Origin of the sequence: Thalassovita autumnalis, assembly GCF_001458255.1 — a bacterium.
GTDB lineage: Bacteria > Pseudomonadota > Alphaproteobacteria > Rhodobacterales > Rhodobacteraceae > Thalassobius > Thalassobius autumnalis.
Genome location: NZ_CYSB01000036.1, coordinates 22,676 through 39,627 on the forward strand (window position 1 = coordinate 22,676; position 16,952 = coordinate 39,627).

The window sequence follows — 16,952 nt, forward strand, 5'->3', positions numbered from 1 at the left end:
CGCGCGTGTGGCTGGCGGAGCAGACCGTGGATCAGCACCACGCGGCACTCCGGTTCATGGAGGAGGGTTTGCACGGGAAACCCCTCGATCGGCTTGCAATCCGGGATGTAGGTCGGGTGCGCTCGGCCCTGATGGGGGCCTTGGATGAGGAGTATTAGGCAGTTCATTTTGGTCTCCGTCACCCCATTTGTGCGACAAAGCCAGTGAACTCGGGGGCGCCGGTAAGAGACCCCGTTTGAGCACGCTGGATGAAGTCGGGGGCGGTAAAGGCCGGGCGCTTCGGTTTCCTTATCTGGCGAGCAGAACCTCTGCGGGGGCACTGAGCGGGGGGAGGGTAGTCTACGCGCTAAGCTCGGCCAGCATCCAATTGCGCAGCGCGACGATGTTTGGGCGTCTCGAATGGGCTTCAGGGTAGACAAGGTAGAACGTCGAGCCGAGCGGGATTTCCAGATCAAAAAGCTCCACCACCCGCCCGGCCTGCACATCATTTGCCGACAGAAACCGCCAGCCTAGCACCACCCCGGCGCCGTCAATCGCGGCTTGCAACCCGTGATCAGGTAGGCTGAAGTGCATCCCGCGCGACGCATCCACGTCTTTGGCGCCGCTGGCATCAAGCCAGGTCTGCCAGGTTGGCGCATCGGGGTCGAAATCCATCGAGTGATTGTGCAGCAGCACGTGTTTGCGCAGATCTGATGGTGTCTTGATGGCGTTTGGGCCTTCCAGCAGGCGCGGGCTGCACATCGGTATGACAGACTCATCAAACAGTTTGATCGCTTCAAGGCCGGGCCAGTTGCCGTGACCAAGACGGATGGCCGCGTCAAAATCATCACGTTGGAAGTCAACCAACCCAAGGCTGGTTGAAATCAGCACGTCAATCTCGGGGTGCTGGGAATAGAACTTCTGTAGCCTCGGGATCAGCCACATTGCGGCAAAGGTGGGTGCAACCGTCAGCGCCAGAGAGCCCCCTTTGTCAGCCTCCATCACATGCTCCATGGCCTGATCGAGGTTCACAAAAACCGCATGCAGTTCTTTAGCCAGCAATTGGCCTGCTTCAACCAGCACCAACCCACGTGTGCGCCGCCGGAACAGCGGCACACCAAGGAAATCTTCCAGCTTTTTGATCTGGTGACTGATTGCAGCCGGCGTCACCGACAGCTCTTCGGCGGCAGCGACAAAGCTGAGATGACGCGCGGCCGCTTCAAAGGCGCGTAGGGCGTTGAGAGGGTAATTCTTACGATTCATGTCTTTGACTTAGTTTTTCTAATCTTGAGATAGACAACGTCGTTTGTCAAATCTCTTGGTGTCAATCAAACATAGCGTCAGAGAGCGCCCAAAGGCGCCGTTAACTCAGAAAAACTAACAAACATCCGAAAGGAAACGCTATGGCACGGGCCTTCGCGACCATCGCCTTTACGCCTGCAGTTCGCACCCAACAGTCCCGAATGGGATCTGCTGAGGGCTACAGCAAATTCTTAGCTGATGATGTGACACATCCAGATGAACTTGGCCCGCAAGAGGTCGCCTTCATTGCGGCGCGGGATGGCTTTTATCAGGCCTCCGTCTCCCAGACCGGGTGGCCCTATGTGCAGTACCGCGGTGGTCCTGCCGGTTTCCTGCGGGTGCTGTCTTCAAATGCCATCGCCTATGCCGATTTCCGGGGCAATCGTCAGTATATCAGCACCGGTAACTTCGCGGGCAATGAGCGCGTTTCGATGATCCTGATGGATTATCCAAACCGTCGGCGCCTGAAGATCTGGGGTCGGGTCCGTCTGATCGAAGGTGCGGACAATCCTGAGATCCTGGCGCAACTGCATGACCCATCCTATCCGGCGCATCCCGAACGTGCCGTGCTGATCACAGTCGAGGCATTCGACTGGAACTGCCCCAGCCACATCCCCCGCCGCTTCACCCTTGAAGAGGCCGAAGAAGAATTCGCGGCATTGCGTCGCGAAAATGAGGCCCTGAAGGCCGAAACCAACGCCCTGCGTGCTGCCATTGCGCAGGCAACCCAAAATGTAACCCTGAAAGGAAAGAAGTCATGAAGTATAGTCTGCCTACCCCCGTTACTGCTGCACTGTTTGCTGTCTCAACCCTGTTTCCCGCCGTGCTGCCCGACAGTTCGGAAGCTGCCCCCAGCCCCTTTGCTGTGAATATGCAAACAATGGAAATTGGCGGCCATACCGTCGCCTATCGTGAGGCCGGCGATCCAGCGAATCCCACGATCCTGCTCTTGCATGGGTTTCCGACATCTTCGCATATGTTCCGTGAACTGATCCCGGTGCTGGCTGAGGATTACCACGTGATCGCACCGGATTACCTGGGTTTTGGTGCATCCGACATGCCATCGGCCGACAGCTACGACTATAGCTTTGCCAATGCGGCGCAGACGGTCACGCAGTTGATTGATGCGAAGGGCGTCGACAGCTACGCGGTTTACCTGATGGATTACGGTGCCCCTGTGGGCTATCGCATGTTCGCAGAACACCCCGAACGGGTCACCGGCTTCGTCATCCAGAACGGCAACGCCTATGATGAAGGGCTGCGGGAATTCTGGGATCCGATCAAGGCCTATTGGGCCGAACCGACAGCCGAGAACGGTGACGCGCTGCGTGGTTTTCTGACGCTTGAGGCCACCAAGTGGCAATTCACCCACGGTGTTGGCGATGTTTCAACCGTCAGCCCTGACAACTTCTGGCATGTCCAATATCTGCTGGATCGTCCGGGCAACCAAGAAGTTCAGCTTGAGATGTTCCTGGACTACGGCACCAACGTTACGGAATACCCCAAGTGGCAGGCGCTGTTTCGGGAACACCAGCCGCCGACGCTGATTTTGTGGGGCAAGAACGATCATATCTTCCCGGCCGAAGGGGCCCATCCCTACAAGGCTGACCTGAAGGATGTGGAGTTCCACTTGCTGGATACCGGGCATTTCGCGCTTGAGGAATATGGTGACACGATCGCCGCCGAGATGCAGGACTTCCTTGCCCGGATCAACAACTGATAACTGCCGGCCCCGGTGCGCTTTTGTCGCCGGGGCCGCTTTGCATGGTGGGCAGGCTTGATGCCACACCATGTGTGGGGCTCTCCGGCGCAATGTGAGCGTCGGCTGAGCGCACAGGCGCAACCAGAAACTTGCTGTAGCTTGGCTTTGACCTGCGCGTCATTTTGAGAAATTCACAGCTTCATGTATCCTGACGCGGCACTTCCCGCCCTGCACCTTATGGGCCTGCTCTAGGAGGGACGTCTTGCGGAAATTGGTTTCAAGATACATTTCCACTTTTATTTGTGCTGCCTGCTGGATCGTTTCCTTGTGGGCAGTCTCTTCCGGCGGCGCCTCCGCACAAGAGATTGCTGTTTCAGCAACCCGTGTAGAGGCAGGCGCGGATTTTGCGATCTCCTACGCGCTGCCTGAAACCGATCCTGCGCGCAGCTATAAGCTGGCATTGCTTCCGCTTGGGGCGGACACCATCCCGGCCAGCCATGTTGTGTCTTCTCCTGGTCAGGGGGAATGGCGCTTCCCTGCACCTCAGGTGCCGGGAAACTATCAGGCGGTTATTGCTCTGCTGGACGCAGAGCGCCCGATCCGCCGTCAGCGTGTGCAAGTTGTGGTCTCCCCGACCCCCGGTGCCCTGACACTACCCAAAGAGAGTTTTCTGGGACAGGAGGGAACTTCTGTCTCGGTGACACTGCCCGAAGGACGCCAATACCCCAATCCGTGGGTTGGACTGTTTGCGGTGGGGCAAAACATGCCGCTTGGCGGGGCATCTGTCGGGGATGAACGGCTTTCGTGGCATTGGGTGCAGGGCGATGGGTCTGCGGTGAACTTTACCTTGCCACGTTGGCCGGGTGTGTATGAGTTTCGCCTATTTGATCGGTCCGAAGGTCCCTATGTGCTTGATCGGAAACGGGTAACTGTAACGCCTCCGCCACAGCCCGGCATCCTGCAGCTCGACAAGGAAACATATGAAGTCGGTGCGCAAGTTTCTGTGACCGTCTCACCAGACGCCAAGTTGTTTGCGCAGACCTGGATCGCGCTGACCCGCGCTGGCCGAGAGGAGGGCGGCGGCTCCATACTGGAACAGCGGCTCCATTGGGATTGGCTCAACCGTGAAACCCGCACGTGGCAGTTCGCGGCCCCTTCCACCGAAGGGCAGTTTGAGGTGCGGATCTACGATGGGGATGGGCAATTCTATTTTGAAATGGACCGTCGGAGTTTTGATGTGGTTGCCAAACCCGAAGAGGGGGCCATCAAGCTGGCAAAGACGACCTTCAACGTGGGTGAAGTTATAGATGTTTCGGTGGCCTATGGGACCGAACGGGGGCAGTATTCTTCGTGGGTTGGGTTGTTTGAGCTGGTCGACACCGCAACGGGAGGTAACGCGGCGAAATCCGTGCACCGTTATGGTTGGGAATGGGTCGGAAACAACGCCGCCACAAAACTGACAGCGCCTGTATGGCCCGGAAACTACGAGTTGCGTCTCTATGATCGCGATGGGCGCCACTACATGCTGGACCGGCAGGCCATCACGGTCGTTGTGCCGCCTGTGCCTGAGGCTCTGACCGTTTCCACCCGTCAGTTGCGCATCGGCCAACCGTTTGAGGTGGAAACCGCACTGCCGCCGGGGCGTGCCTATCCTTCCCCTTGGATCAGCCTGACACGATTAGAGGCAGAGACCAGCGCAGGTGGGGCGGAAATCACGCCGCGGGCGCATGAATGGCATTGGGCGCGGACAGATGGGCCGGTGACTTTCAGGGGGGTGCCGCACCCTGGCCGCTATCGCGTCCGGCTTTTTGACCGCGAAGGTGGTGGGTATATCCTGGATGACGAAGAGATCGAGGTGACCGTACCTGTCCTATCGGGTGCGGTGCAGACCGATAAGCCCAGATACCGCACTGGGGAGAAGATCAAGGTCGCTGTCAACCTGCCTGCAGAACGTCAGTTCGGCGGCGCCTTCGTTGGGATGTATATCAACGAAGAAACCGGTGCCGAGGGTTTGAAATATGGGCGCAATCGCATCGGTCATCATTGGATTTCGGTTGATGGCGGGCCTTACGAATTTGAGGCGCCTGCGACCGAAGGCACTTATCAGATCATCGCGTTTGACCGTGAAAACGGTGGCTATGAACTGGGGCGTACGTCGGTTCAGGTCGGCGCAACGCCCGTAGACTTGCTTCGTCTAAGTGGACGTAGCTTCCAGCCCGGAGCGGTAATCCGTCTGCAGACCCGTGTGCCTACGGGGCTGCGCCTCTATGACCCCATCGTAAAGATGATGCACGCCTCCTATGTGTTGGAAAACGGCGTGCTGGCGGCGGAGGTCCCGATCACATCGCGCCACGTCAATCGTACCGAAGGCGAGACGTTTGAGGTGGCTGCACCGCAAGAACCGGGCAAGTATGAATTTCGCTATTATGATCGCGGTGGTCATTTTTACATTCTGGATATTGAAGAATTTGAGGTCGCCGCATTGGGGCCAGAGGCCGCGCGGCGCGACCACAGCCGGCTAACACCAATGCCGGGCGAAGGGCGGCGTGTCACACCCAATCGCGTAGATGATCCCGGGGAAACGCCTCAGCCCGAAGCGGAACGCAGAGAGGATCAGCCCGAAACAGGGCCAGAGGATACAAGCGACAGTACCGAGGCGCCTGACGCGGAGAGGGATAATGAGGCGGCAGATCCAAACAGTGATGCCCCCGTGGACAGCACCACTGATGATCCAATCGACAATGCCGCAGATGACCTGACCCCAGACGGGCCGAAGTTGCAGCTCGAAGCATTGACCGAGTTTGGCCTGCGGGCCGTGGAAGAGATTGCACCCGGTGCCAGCTTCCGGGTGCGGGTCTTCTATCCACTCCCACCCAAGGAGGCACCAAAGGCAGTTCAGGTCGGCCTTCAGGGAGGTAGCACTGTGACCCTGCCATTGAAGGCGGACAAAAACGCCGGGGTCTTTGTCACCGACGTTATGCGTGTGCCAATGGACGGAGGAGAGTGAGATGAGGATACCGTGTTTTGGGGCAAAGACGGCACGTGCCCTGTTGCTTGGAACGGCCTGTCTCTTCGCTGTGGCCGAGCTGACTTATGCGCAGGATAGCAAGCCAAATCGGGCTGAGATTCTGCGCCGGATCGAAGACACGCGGCTCAGCGATCAGGATCAGCTGCGCCTGTTGCTGCAAACTGAATTTGTTGCGCGTACCAAAGCACCGAACGGCTGGACGGACGTCTTTTTGGGGGACAGCAACCCGGACCTGCGCCGGTTTAATCGCACCATGGCGCAGCACTCACAGAACACCGCGAAAGCTGAAAGCGCCTATCGGCAAGCTTTGACGGCACAGATCATCGCAAACACCCGCGGCCTGCCACGCGATCAGGCGCGTGCCTACATCACTAAGATGGCCCATGAAACATTTCTGGCGCGTCAACGTGGCCATCAGAACGTACGTGAGGCACTGCGCTACAAGCTGTCTAACGCCAAGACCGACGTTGATAAGGCCAAGGCCCGCGCCTTCGCTGAGAGCATTCTGCGCACCCGCGCGCTTGAGGATGAAGTCTATCAAAGTGCTCTGCGTCGCCATGACGGTCAGGGTGATGCGGCCCGGATGCGTGAGCTGCTTCGGCGGATTGCTAACCGAAAAACCACTTTGCGTCCCTCTGACATTGCAAACTCGGATGAGCGTGCGCGTGAGGAGTTCCTGCGGCGATCTCAGACAGAGTTGGAAGTGGCCGAGTATCGTCGCCTCGCCCGCAGTGGAACGTTCCTGAGTGAACAGAACGGTCAACCCGTTTCTGGTCAGTCGCGCCTCGCGATGGCGCGCGACGCTGAGCAGGTTCTGGTGAACCGCCTGAATGCCAAGGCACTGCGGCCCAGCCGGTATGACATACTGGCGTTTACCCTCAGCAAAGATGAGCGCGCGATCCGCGCTGAAACCCTGTCAAAAGAGATTAAGGAAACGCCGGAGTACGTCGCGCTTGATATGCTCAGCCCGGCAGATTTCGGCAATCAGGGGATGCGCTATCTGGCGGTGGCCAGCGCATTGCGGCAGCAGCAGCAAGGGGTCGCTGATTGGCGGGCGAAATTTGTCAAAGGTACGGACACCGGTATTGCTGCTGTGGATGGGTTTACCAGCATGTTGCAGACAGGTGCCGCGGATTATTCCCGGATCTGGGATAACGCCGGTGACATGTCCCTCAGCAAGGTCGACGCGCGGATTTCACGCTACAACGCCCATGTTGATCAGTTGATCCCGGCCATCACCGAGGCAGGGAAGCTGCAACTGGAGGCCCGGCGCGCCGGCAAGCCGCTGGATCTAAGCAAATTGTCGGCAAGATCGCGAGAGTTGCTGATCAAGGCGCAGATGTTACAGGGCAAACCCGGCCAACAGCGGCTGGTGCTGAACGACAAAACACGGGTCTTTGGCGGGTTGAAAGAAGGGCTGAACCTGCCAGGGGATCATTTCCTCAACTCGGTCTCGGGTCTCAACATGCTTGAGATGGCGGCCACAACCTATATCCCCGCCGCCGGTTCGGGCAAGGTGGCCAAGATGCTGGAAGGCCTGAAGGTCTCGCGCACTGGGGTACAGGCGGCGCGGTTTGGCACCGATCTTGGGGTCGGGATGATCCTGACGGGTGCCACGGATTACGCCAAGACCGGCAAAGTGGATCCCAGCAAAATCGCCATCGAATCCTCGCTGCTGCAACTGGGACTTGGCAGTGCGGGCAGCGTCACCAATGGGGCGGCACGGGCGATGGCCAGCCATCTGACCAAGAACCCCACCGCCCGCGCTGCCACCGAAAAGGCGCTGCGCACGGCAATGGGATTGCCGTCCGAGGCGATGTTGCAATCGGTCTATCAGGCCAAACTACAGGGCAGCGATGTCAGCTATGAGATGTTCTTGGCCAATCTGATGAATGCGGGCATGTCACGTGGGGTGTCCCATTCCATCGAAAGCCCGTTTCTGTCTCACTTGCCGAAATCTCTGCGGCGCAAGGTGGTGGACGCCAATGATGTGGTGCAACGTTCCAAAGATGTGGCTGAGGCCCGCTTGAAAGAGGTGCTGGGGGATCAGGTCACGGGGAAAGCCGCAGAGGATGGTGGCATCCGGGCGCGTGAGGGCACACCAGAAGACACGTTGCGCAAGACCATGGATGAAGCTCTATCCTCGGGCAAGATCACCTGGGGTGAGTTGACGATGCTGTACGGCGACAATCCGGGGCTGAAGCCGGTGTTGCAGGCGGTGAACAATCATAGGGCGGAGTATTTTCAGAAGCTGGTGGAACCGGCCCAGAACGCCGCCCGCCGTGAGTTGACGGGGGAATTCACCTGGCGCAGCAATCAGATCAAGAAGCTCTACGCCAATGATCCTGCCAAGCTGAAGGCGGAGGAGGCGCGGCTGCAACGCGAATATGATGCGGAGCTGAAGCTGATCAACACCGCCCCCAAGGCGCCGGGGTCAGACAACCTGACCAGCGATGTTGATCGCTCCATCGCGTCGGAACGGGTACGCCGGCAGCTCAAGCAGATGTATCGCAATGATCGTGGTGGCTATGAAATCCCTGCCAGCTCAGCGCAGTCCTATGATGTGAACGAGTATATCAACGTCTTCCCGGACATCCGCAAAACCATGGGGCAGGCCAAGGAGTTGGCAAATGTTCAGGTGAAAGAGGGTGACTATAACGGGCTGACCCAGGACCAGGCGATTGAAGCACAGGGCATGGCGACGGCCATGTTGCATATGAATGCCGCTCAGCGGGATCAATACCGCCGGAACGTGCGCAGCTCTGCTGGCGATCGGGCGCTGGCAGATAAACAATTGGCGGCCGCTGGCAAATCATTGCTGCGGGCGGACCGAGAAATGCAGGCCGAAATGCAGGCCGTGGCGCGGGATAACCCGAACCTCAAGGCAAACCCCGCGGATCTGGCCGTCCGTGCACGCGATAACCTTTATGGTCGACGAACTGAGGCGATCCGAAAAGACAATCTGAAACTGATGCATCTGGAACATGACATTCAGGCCCTGAAGGATAAAAACGTTCCCGAAGATGCGCCCGAGCGGGTCAAGCTGGAGGAAGCCCGCAAAGCATTGCAGGCCAAGATCCATCGCGATTGGGGCTTTGCACTGCGTGAGGGGATCGAAACTTATGCCAGCTTTTCTGGCCTAGATTCGATTGTCAGCGACGGACAGATGAAAAAGATCCCAATCCGCGAGTTGATCAACAACAAGAAATACTACCGTGTGAAACCCGGTGAAAAACAGGAAAACCCGCCCGAAGGGGTGATCGAAAAGGAACTGTCTGACCGGCAGGTCCAGGCCTTTTTGGACGATCAAATCAATATGATGACCCACCACGTGAACGGGCTGCACAAAGGTGGCGAAGATGTGGTTGGTGCGGCTTCGGCGTTGGGGAAATACGGCGAACGGGCGGTGCTGGGGCTGAAGTTACAGGGCAAGGATCTAACCAAACCACCTTATCTGGCGTTCAGCCGATGGTCCGAGGCGATGGTCAAGAACCGTAAAGACCCTGAAAAGCTAAAGGAAACTCTGCGTGAGATTTCTTCGGCTTTTGGCGGCAACGGAAACGAGAAACACGGGCTATTGCAATTTGTGAAGATGGCCGAGGCGTCTTTGCCGGGCGCCAAAGGTGTCTGGGATGCCAAGGCAATGGGGTTGAAGCCTGCCCAGACCGCGGCCAATCAGCCACCCACGATGCAACAGCTTAAGACGCAACTGGCCAACCGCCGCAGGATGCTGGAGGAAGAAGAGGAACTTCGCCTCCGCTATGGGCCCGCGAGCGCGCGAAAGTCGAATGAGACCAAGCGGCTGGCGCTTAAGGAGGAACTGACCCGGCTGGAGGCCAAAAAGGCACGTCGCGCGGCCTTTGGTAAAAAGTACCTTCGTGAAGATTGGGACAAGGCGGAATCGTTGGAAGCCAAAGAAAGGTCCTTGCAGGAACGGCTTGCCCAGCTTGGTAAGCTGTCAAAAAACGATAAGGCAGCGGTCCCTATCATAAATGAGCTGCGCGAAACGCGTAAGCAGCTTGAAGGCTTGCGCAACAAATATAAGGAAAAGGGCGGCAACGGCCCGTTGGCTTTAACGGATCAAGAGAGGCTGGAAGAGGCCCGGATGGCCGCAATCCGTAAGGAACTGAAGGTGCGGGAAAAGGCCAGCGAACAATATGAAGCATTGTCCAAGAAAAACCTGGAGAAAGTGAAATCTGCAAACCCACTGCCAGCTGGCCAGGACGGTAAAATCGCAACCTTGCCGTTTGGCAAAACTACTGAGGGGCAGGTGCAATTGCTGACAGTGACGCTCGGCTCAGCATCATTGCAGATCAAGGTTCAGAAACCCAAGGAGCCCGTGGCATCTGGGGACTGAGGAAATCGCCACCTTAGGCCGCCCCCGACCACAGAATTGCGATTGTGTGGCAGGCTGAAAACATCGGGTTCAGATGCCATGACAACGTTTGGAGAAAGGTTCCACTTTGGGCCAATTTCTCAAGGGATTCCTCGTTTTTGATTTTTTTTACAATAGCTTAGGTGGCATTTGTCTGCCTGAGATGAATTTTGAAACTCTCCAAATTTGTAATCATTTGGTGCTTACCCATCCTTTGAAATCAGATTTCAAGGACGGAAAACATGGACCAGTTTTGCAGCGTGCTCTGGCGGGGGAGTGGCGCGGCTGGAGCATCCATGTTGAGGACCATCTGGAAGGTGCCATTCACAAGCTGCTGGAAACCGAAAGCCTGATCCTGGAACCCGCCCTGCATAAGGGGTTTGACCACGCCGCCTTTGAACAGGCCTGGGCCGCGTTTGAGGCTGCGCGCACCTAAGGGCGCGACAGGGGCGGGCGCATTGGAATGTTGGCCGGGGTCAGGACCTGAACGGTTGAGGCCTGGCTTTCGTCCAGTTCCGTGGTCAGCCGGTGGTGTGCCAGAAACTGATGAAATGCGCCTGCGATGTCGTGTTGCAGATCATGGTGCAGCACGTAGTCCAACTGCCCCGTCTGCAGCAGGGCACGGTTTTCCTGATCCAGATCGTGCGCGACGTAGACGTCTGGGCGTTGCCCCCTCTCAGCCAGGGTTTGCAGGATCGCGCGGTTGCCGCCCCCCATGGAATAGACCGCCATGATCGCGGCGCTGCTATCGAGGCTTTGTTCCAACATCCGAGAGGTTTCAAAGCCCAAGCCGCCGCCACCTTCGGTGGTCAGTACCGTGAGCTGCGGGCAATAGCTGCGCAGTGCCTGAAGGAAGGCCTGTTCGCGTTCCTCCTCACCAAGGAAGGCGCCGTGGCTGCGGCTGGCCAGGACCTGCCCGCGCTCTGTTCCAAGGGTTTTGTAGATCAGATAGGCCGCCGTCCGTCCGGCACCGGCATTGTCCAGCCCGACATAGGCGCGCCGGTCGGTGGTGGGCAGATCGGTTACCAGGGTGATCACCGGGATGCCCGCAGCCACCAGACGGTTCACGGCTGCCCTGATCTTTTCGGTGTCCCGCGCCTTCAGGCACAGGCCGTGGCTGCCGCGTTTCTGGATCCGCTCCAGCGCTTTTAGAACCTCAGCCTCTGGCATTTGGTCCTGCAACAGAAAGCGGGGCCGGCAAACCGCCGTGCCGATACGGGGCAACACAGCCTCGGCAGCAGTTTTGACTTCGCGGCTGAACCGGGTGGGTGCCTCAACAACGAAATCGAAAAACAACCGGCGCCCGCGTGCGGCAAGCTGGGCTTCCTGCGCCTCCAACTCCTGTATCGCGGCAGTGACACGCTGGCGGGTCTGGGCGCTGACATGGGCCCTGTTGTTCAGCACCCGGTCAATGGTTGCGGTGCCCAGTCCGGCCTGACGGGCGATTTCTTTGATGGGAAAACGATGGGTTATTTGATGTGTTTTTGATGTGAATTGCTGCGCAATTACAATCAGTCCACCCGTAGCCTGACAAGACCAAAGGGAGACGCCACAATGACCAACACCCCGCAACCCCCCGCCTATTACGCGCCTGAGGCCTGTCAGATCAGCGAATTTGAGGCGCTGCTAAGCCAAACCACCAAACCCGCCGCCGTGCCCAGAGCCGCCGCCATCGAACATGAGATCCCGATTTATGACATGCGCGATCTGCGTGCCGGGTTGGAGGAGGATCACACCCGTCTGTCCCTGATGGGGGAATGGGCGCAGGTACTGCGCGACGGGGCAGGCGTGCTGGTGCTGAAACAGGCCTATGCCGACACTTCAGTGCTGGACGCTGCGACGGATGTGTACCTGCGGATCATCGCAGAGGAGAAACAGGGCACTGGCGGTGGCGGGGATCACTTCGCAGCCTCCGGCGCCAATGATCGGGTCTGGAACGCGCTGCAAAAACTCTGCGAGGCGGCGCCAGATGTGTTCCTGCGCTATTTTGCCAACAGTGCCATCGCCGCGGTCAGTGAGGCCTGGTTAGGCCCCAACTATCAGATGACGGCGCAGGTCAATTTGGTGCATCCGGGTGGCGCGGCGCAGCAGGCGCACCGGGACTATCACCTTGGCTTTCAGACCGCAGAGGTCAGCGCCCGTTACCCGGCACATGTGCATGACATCTCACCCATCCTGACGCTGCAGGGCGCGGTTGCCCATTGCGATATGCCGGTTGAAAGCGGCCCGACAAAGCTGCTGCCGTTTTCGCAGGCCTACCGACCGGGCTATGCGGCCTGGCGATGCGAAGACTTCCGGGCGCTGTTTGAGGAGCGCTATGTTCAAATGCCATTGGAAAAGGGCGATGCAGTGTTCTTCAATCCGGCCCTGTTTCATGCGGCCGGGGCCAACCGCAGTGAGGGCATTCACCGCTTTGCCAATTTGCTTCAGGTCTCTTCAGCCTTTGGCCGGGCGATGGAGACGGTGGATCGCGATAAGATGTGCCGGCTGCTCTACCCGGCGTTGGAACGGGTGTTGGGCACCGACCTTTGTTCCCCGGCGGAGATTGCAGCCGCCATTGCCGCCACCGCCGAAGGCTATTCCTTCCCGACAAATCTGGATCGTGACCCGCCGGTCAACGGATTGGCCCCGGAAACCCAGGCTGTGTATATGGTGCGGGCCCTCAAGGACGGGATCAGCGCCGAGGATTTCAACGCGCATCTGGATCACATGGCCGCCGTCCGGGGTGCCTGACGGTCAGACAACAGATCAGGGCTGGCCCGAGGTTTTGCTGGGGCCAGTCTGCGTGCGGGTGACCCAATTGCGCAGGCGTTTCGCACGTCGGCGCAATACTGCCCACATATCGCGGAAGGGGCGCAGGTAGATATCTGTCAGCTGAGAGGCGCTGGCCTCTTTTGCGTCCAGCCCAAAGCTCAGGTCACGACCCTTTTCTGACAGGTGAAGCGAGCCAAACAGCCAGTCCCAGATCGCCAGCGCCACACCAAAGTTCTTGTCATAATGTTCCACCGCGGTGGAGTGGTGCAGCTGGTGCTGTGCTGGGGAAATCAGGATCCGCTCCAGCCAGGGCCAGTAGTGAATATCGATATGCGAATGGCGCAGGTTGGATCCGGTGACATGGAAAACAAAGACCAATGCGTTGACGCCAACCACAGTGACCAGATCCACCGTGCCGCCGAAGAAGAACAGGAAAACCGGGATCAGGCTGCCCTGAACAAAGACGCTGCGCAGCCCGTAAAGCACGCCTTCCAGCGGATGCACACGGTAGACGGTGATCGGGGTCAGGGTCTCGGCAGAGTGGTGCACCTTGTGGATCGCCCACAGCAGAGGCCAACGGTGCATCCAGCGGTGCAGCAGGAATTTGGTGAAATCGTCAAAGACAAACATCGAAAGGGTGAACAGCGTCACCACGACGGTTTTAGGTGTTTCGGCAAATTGGCCTTTGCTGATCCAGTCCACCCCGTGCAGAAAGAAGAAGATCGCGGTGGCGATGGTCATCTGGGTGATCAGCAACGGTGAAATGAACAGGGTGAAGATCCGGTTGATCACAAAGATCTTGTAGTCCGCCTTGGCCGAGGAGGAGAAAAACACCCCCCGGTCAAACAGTTTCCGCAGGCTGTCACGCAGGCCAGTGCGTTTGATCGCCACCAACCAGAGGCCTGCGATCACAAGGGACAGGAACAGATAGCCGAAGAAGATACGTTTCTTCGGATCCCACAAATCGCCAAAGATATCCGTGAACAGGTCCATGGTGCCCCCAAGGTCAAAAGGGCGGCCCTGATCAGGCCGCCCCGGTGTCTCACTTAACCTGACAAAGCAGGCTGCATTTGGCCAGAGCCAGCCTTAGTCAGTCTCAGCGCTTGCTTCGGCTTCCAGCTTGCCTGCCAGACCTTCCAGCTCAGCCAGCTGATCGTTAGCCAGCGACTTCAGGCCGAATTTGGCTTTCAGCAGCTCCTGGGTTTTCAGCATGTTCAGCTGGTAGTCGTTCCAGGTCATGCGACGGTCACGAACGAAGTTGCCGTTCGCGTCAACGCCGGTGACATAGCTGTTGTCCAGGGTTACCGGACCAAAGCCGACCAGTTTGTTCAGCTCAACCGAGGTTGCGCCCAGGTTGTTGCGGCCCGACTGCAGCGCCATCACGAAGCCTTTCAGCTCACCCCAGTGCTTGACGTAGGCGCGGTAAGCTTTGGCTTTGTCGTCACCTTCGGTTTCGCCCAGCTTGGTGATGTCCTTGTAGACCGAACCGGCATATTTGAACGCGGCTTCGGCCAGAACCTGTTCCCAGTTCTGTTCGATGATCGCAGCCTGTGCTTTCAGGGCGGCTCGGGCCTCGTCGCTCAGCGCTTCGCCTTTGGCATCAGCGATGATCTGGCGGCCGTCGATGAAGGCCTGCATGATGGTGTGCATGTAGGTGGTCGACTTGGTGCCGCCTTTGTCTGCACCTGCGGCGTAGTAAGCCGGGCCAAAGACATATTCGGTTTTCAGGTCAACCATGCCGTCGCCGTTGGCGTCCGCTGCGGCCAGATCCTTGCCTTTGGCGATGTCATAGGCCTGTGCGGGGGTCAGGCTCATCAGGTGGGCCGGGGCACCCCAGTAGCCAAAGCCTTCGTCCCAGCTGTGCTCTTTACCGGTGTAGTAAGCACCCTCTTTGTAAGGCTTGTTGTTCGGCTTGTTGTCCGCAGCCAGTTTTTCGTCGAGGTAGTTGTCGACCGACTGGTTGTACATCATGGCGCCCATGGTGAACTTTGAAATCAGCTGTGCGTAATCATAGCCGTTTTCCGCATCGTAGCCGTTTTCGGACTGGGCCGCTTTGGCGATCATGTGCAGAACTGCGTCTTTGCCGGTGCCGTTGCCGGGCCAGGCAGGCATCGCGCCGCCGTAGAATTTGCCCGAGATGTTTTTGCCCGATGAGATGGCGTTCACGGTGCTCTGCTTGATCGGGAAACCGTCTTTGGAAGTCGGGGCCAGAATGTCGAGGTCAGCTTCGGAGCCGTTGAAGTAGGACAGCAGCAGGGCCTCAACTTCGGCCGCGTTGGCGCCACCGTTGCCCAGGGCAGCCGCTTTTTTCAGGCTGTCATGCAGCGCGTGGCGGGCGATCTGACCCGAGTAGGACACCGAATCAGTTTTGTCGCCGGCATAGCCTTGCAGGGTGACAGGGAAGGGGCCGTAGGTGTCCGCTGCCAGAGCGCCGGAGGCGGTCATAGCGATCAATGCCAATGCGGTGGAGTGGAGTTTAAGTGCGCGCATTTCTGCTTCCTCTAATGGTCCGGGCGGGTGCCGGGAAAGAATGTTGAGGCTTTTAATCAGAAATATTCATGTTAAGTCAACAATAAGAGTCAGGTTTATTTCGCGCGCCTAACTCTGCCGAGTGAAATTCATGGAGAGAAATGTTAACTAATTGTTTTTAATACACAAAATTCGCTGGTCTGCTTTCCGCTCTGCGGCAAGCGCGATTGTTCTGTGTCCTCCAACTATGTGGACACCCCCAAATCATTCTGAAATAGAAGAGAGATTGCTAAACATGCAGGAGCATCTCGTGGCCAAGGCCATTGCAGTTTTTTCTGACATCGCAGAGTTGAACTTTGAGGCCGTGCATGGGTTGTTGATGCATGAAGCGAAGGAGCTTGGCCTGCCGGTGATGGAGCAGGACGAGGGCCACCTGATGGTCGGCTCGGCTTTTGGGTCCTTTGGCATCACGGCCTGTGAACCGGGGATCCGCCTGCATGTGCGGGCGCAGTCCGAAGATAACCTCTCGGTGCTGCGGGACAGCCTGCTGGAACATCTGAAACATTTCCTGCCCGAAATCATGGCCGATCTGCGCTGGTCTGATGCGCCGGTTGCGGGCAGCCTGCCGGTAAACTTCCAATTCGCTGAGGTTCTGGCAGTTGAGGATCTGGGCGTGGATTTCTACCGGGTGCAGCTGAAGCTGGCGCGCTTTGCGACCTTCAAAGATGCGGCCATTCATTTCCGTCTGGTCCTGCCGGATCCCAAGGTGGCAGATCCCGAATGGCCCAGCCTGAAAGAAAATGGCTCCATCGCTTGGCCTAAGGGCGAAAAAGCGCTGCATCGCCCGGTCTACACCGCCCGCACGATGGATCATGAAACAGGCGTTTTGACCGTGGACATCTATCGGCACGACGGCGGGCGCGCCAGTGGCTGGGCGGCTGCCGCCCAACCCGGCGATCTGGTGGCAATGATCGGCCCCGGTGGCAGCGGGATACTGACCACACCTCAGGTCACGCTCTGCGGTGATGAAACTGCCTATCCGGCGCTGGCCCGCATTGTCGAAAGCCTGCCCGAGGGCGCGCAGGGACAGGTCATTTTGGCCAATGCCTCAGGCGCGCGGGACTATCCGTTTCCCACGCGCGACGGGCTGGAGGTTTCGTGGTGCGATGCCGCCACCGGGACCCTTGCCGCAGCGGCGCAACAGGCGCAGACTGCACAGCCAGAGGCGTTCCTGTGGTTCGCCTCAGAAGCGGCGGAAGTGGCCGAAATGCGCAAACACATCAAAGCGGCGGGCTGGTCGAAGGAGACGTTTTACGCTGCGGCTTATTGGGTGAAGTGAGGCA

The 16,952-nt window shown here is 58.4% G+C and carries 11 protein-coding genes; 7 read left to right on the forward strand and 4 right to left on the reverse strand.

All coding sequences use genetic code 11. The features are described from left to right. Positions 1 to 339: 339 nt before the first annotated feature. Positions 340 to 1,242: a transcriptional regulator GcvA gene (locus tag TL5118_RS13740; protein WP_058242677.1), complete on the reverse strand. Its 903-nt coding sequence runs from the start codon at positions 1,240 to 1,242 to the stop codon at positions 340 to 342. A gap of 140 nt (positions 1,243 to 1,382) precedes the next feature. Here TL5118_RS13740 and TL5118_RS13745 point away from each other — a divergent pair, with 140 nt between their 5' ends. The 5 genes from TL5118_RS13745 to TL5118_RS20935 all read left to right on the forward strand — a co-directional run bounded on the left by TL5118_RS13745 (position 1,383) and on the right by TL5118_RS20935 (position 10,822). After that, positions 1,383 to 2,042, forward strand: a complete 660-nt coding sequence (locus tag TL5118_RS13745; RefSeq protein ID WP_058242678.1) for a pyridoxamine 5'-phosphate oxidase family protein — start codon at positions 1,383 to 1,385, stop codon at positions 2,040 to 2,042. After that, positions 2,039 to 3,001: an alpha/beta fold hydrolase gene (locus TL5118_RS13750; RefSeq protein WP_058242679.1), complete on the forward strand. Its 963-nt coding sequence runs from the start codon at positions 2,039 to 2,041 to the stop codon at positions 2,999 to 3,001. The genes TL5118_RS13745 and TL5118_RS13750 overlap by 4 nt, the downstream gene beginning before the upstream one ends. 307 nt (positions 3,002 to 3,308) lie before the next feature. After that, a complete protein-coding gene (locus TL5118_RS13755; protein WP_058242680.1) occupies positions 3,309 to 5,990 on the forward strand; it encodes a hypothetical protein in 2,682 nt (893 codons plus the stop codon). Position 5,991: 1 nt separating this feature from the next. Beyond that, positions 5,992 to 10,368 carry a hypothetical protein gene (locus TL5118_RS13760; protein ID WP_058242681.1) on the forward strand — a complete coding sequence of 1,459 codons (4,377 nt, stop codon included), beginning with the start codon at positions 5,992 to 5,994 and terminating at the stop codon, positions 10,366 to 10,368. Positions 10,369 to 10,639: 271 nt separating this feature from the next. Then, positions 10,640 to 10,822 (forward strand): hypothetical protein, encoded by a 183-nt coding sequence (locus tag TL5118_RS20935; RefSeq protein WP_370701679.1) that lies wholly within the window; start codon positions 10,640 to 10,642, stop codon positions 10,820 to 10,822. On the opposite strand, the gene TL5118_RS13770 is transcribed toward TL5118_RS20935, so the two are convergent. Then, the gene (locus tag TL5118_RS13770) at positions 10,819 to 11,790 is read right to left on the reverse strand and encodes a LacI family DNA-binding transcriptional regulator (RefSeq protein WP_370701680.1); all 972 of its coding nucleotides are present in this window, start codon (positions 11,788 to 11,790) and stop codon (positions 10,819 to 10,821) included. The genes TL5118_RS20935 and TL5118_RS13770 overlap by 4 nt on opposite strands. A gap of 150 nt (positions 11,791 to 11,940) precedes the next feature. On the opposite strand from TL5118_RS13770, the gene TL5118_RS13775 reads away from it, so the two are divergent. Then, complete coding sequence (locus TL5118_RS13775) at positions 11,941 to 13,119, forward strand: phytanoyl-CoA dioxygenase family protein (RefSeq protein ID WP_058242683.1); 1,179 nt, start codon at positions 11,941 to 11,943, stop codon at positions 13,117 to 13,119. 15 nt (positions 13,120 to 13,134) lie between these two features. Here the strand turns inward: TL5118_RS13775 and TL5118_RS13780 are convergent, their stop codons facing one another. Together TL5118_RS13780 and TL5118_RS13785 are read right to left on the reverse strand one after the other, a co-directional pair. After that, entirely contained in the window at positions 13,135 to 14,133 is a 999-nt protein-coding gene (locus tag TL5118_RS13780; RefSeq protein ID WP_058242684.1) for a sterol desaturase family protein, read from the reverse strand. Between the two features lie 93 nt (positions 14,134 to 14,226). Further along, positions 14,227 to 15,630: a DUF4856 domain-containing protein gene (locus TL5118_RS13785; RefSeq protein WP_058242685.1), complete on the reverse strand. Its 1,404-nt coding sequence runs from the start codon at positions 15,628 to 15,630 to the stop codon at positions 14,227 to 14,229. 274 nt (positions 15,631 to 15,904) lie between these two features. Between TL5118_RS13785 and TL5118_RS13790 the strand changes: the two genes are divergently transcribed. Continuing rightward, positions 15,905 to 16,948, forward strand: a complete 1,044-nt coding sequence (locus TL5118_RS13790; protein WP_058242686.1) for a siderophore-interacting protein — start codon at positions 15,905 to 15,907, stop codon at positions 16,946 to 16,948. Positions 16,949 to 16,952: the final 4 nt, after the last annotated feature.

Bases quoted from the DNA above. Each gene is read 5' to 3' on its own strand.
- TL5118_RS13740 (WP_058242677.1), bottom strand. From the start codon at position 1,242: ATGAATCGTAAGAATTACCCTCTCAACGCCCTACGCGCCTTTGAAGCG.
- TL5118_RS13745 (WP_058242678.1), top strand. From the start codon at position 1,383: ATGGCACGGGCCTTCGCGACCATCGCCTTTACGCCTGCAGTTCGCACC.
- TL5118_RS13750 (WP_058242679.1), top strand. From the start codon at position 2,039: ATGAAGTATAGTCTGCCTACCCCCGTTACTGCTGCACTGTTTGCTGTC.
- TL5118_RS13760 (WP_058242681.1), top strand. From the start codon at position 5,992: ATGAGGATACCGTGTTTTGGGGCAAAGACGGCACGTGCCCTGTTGCTT.
- TL5118_RS13775 (WP_058242683.1), top strand. From the start codon at position 11,941: ATGACCAACACCCCGCAACCCCCCGCCTATTACGCGCCTGAGGCCTGT.
- TL5118_RS13780 (WP_058242684.1), bottom strand. From the start codon at position 14,133: ATGGACCTGTTCACGGATATCTTTGGCGATTTGTGGGATCCGAAGAAA.
- TL5118_RS13785 (WP_058242685.1), bottom strand. From the start codon at position 15,630: ATGCGCGCACTTAAACTCCACTCCACCGCATTGGCATTGATCGCTATG.
- TL5118_RS13790 (WP_058242686.1), top strand. From the start codon at position 15,905: ATGCAGGAGCATCTCGTGGCCAAGGCCATTGCAGTTTTTTCTGACATC.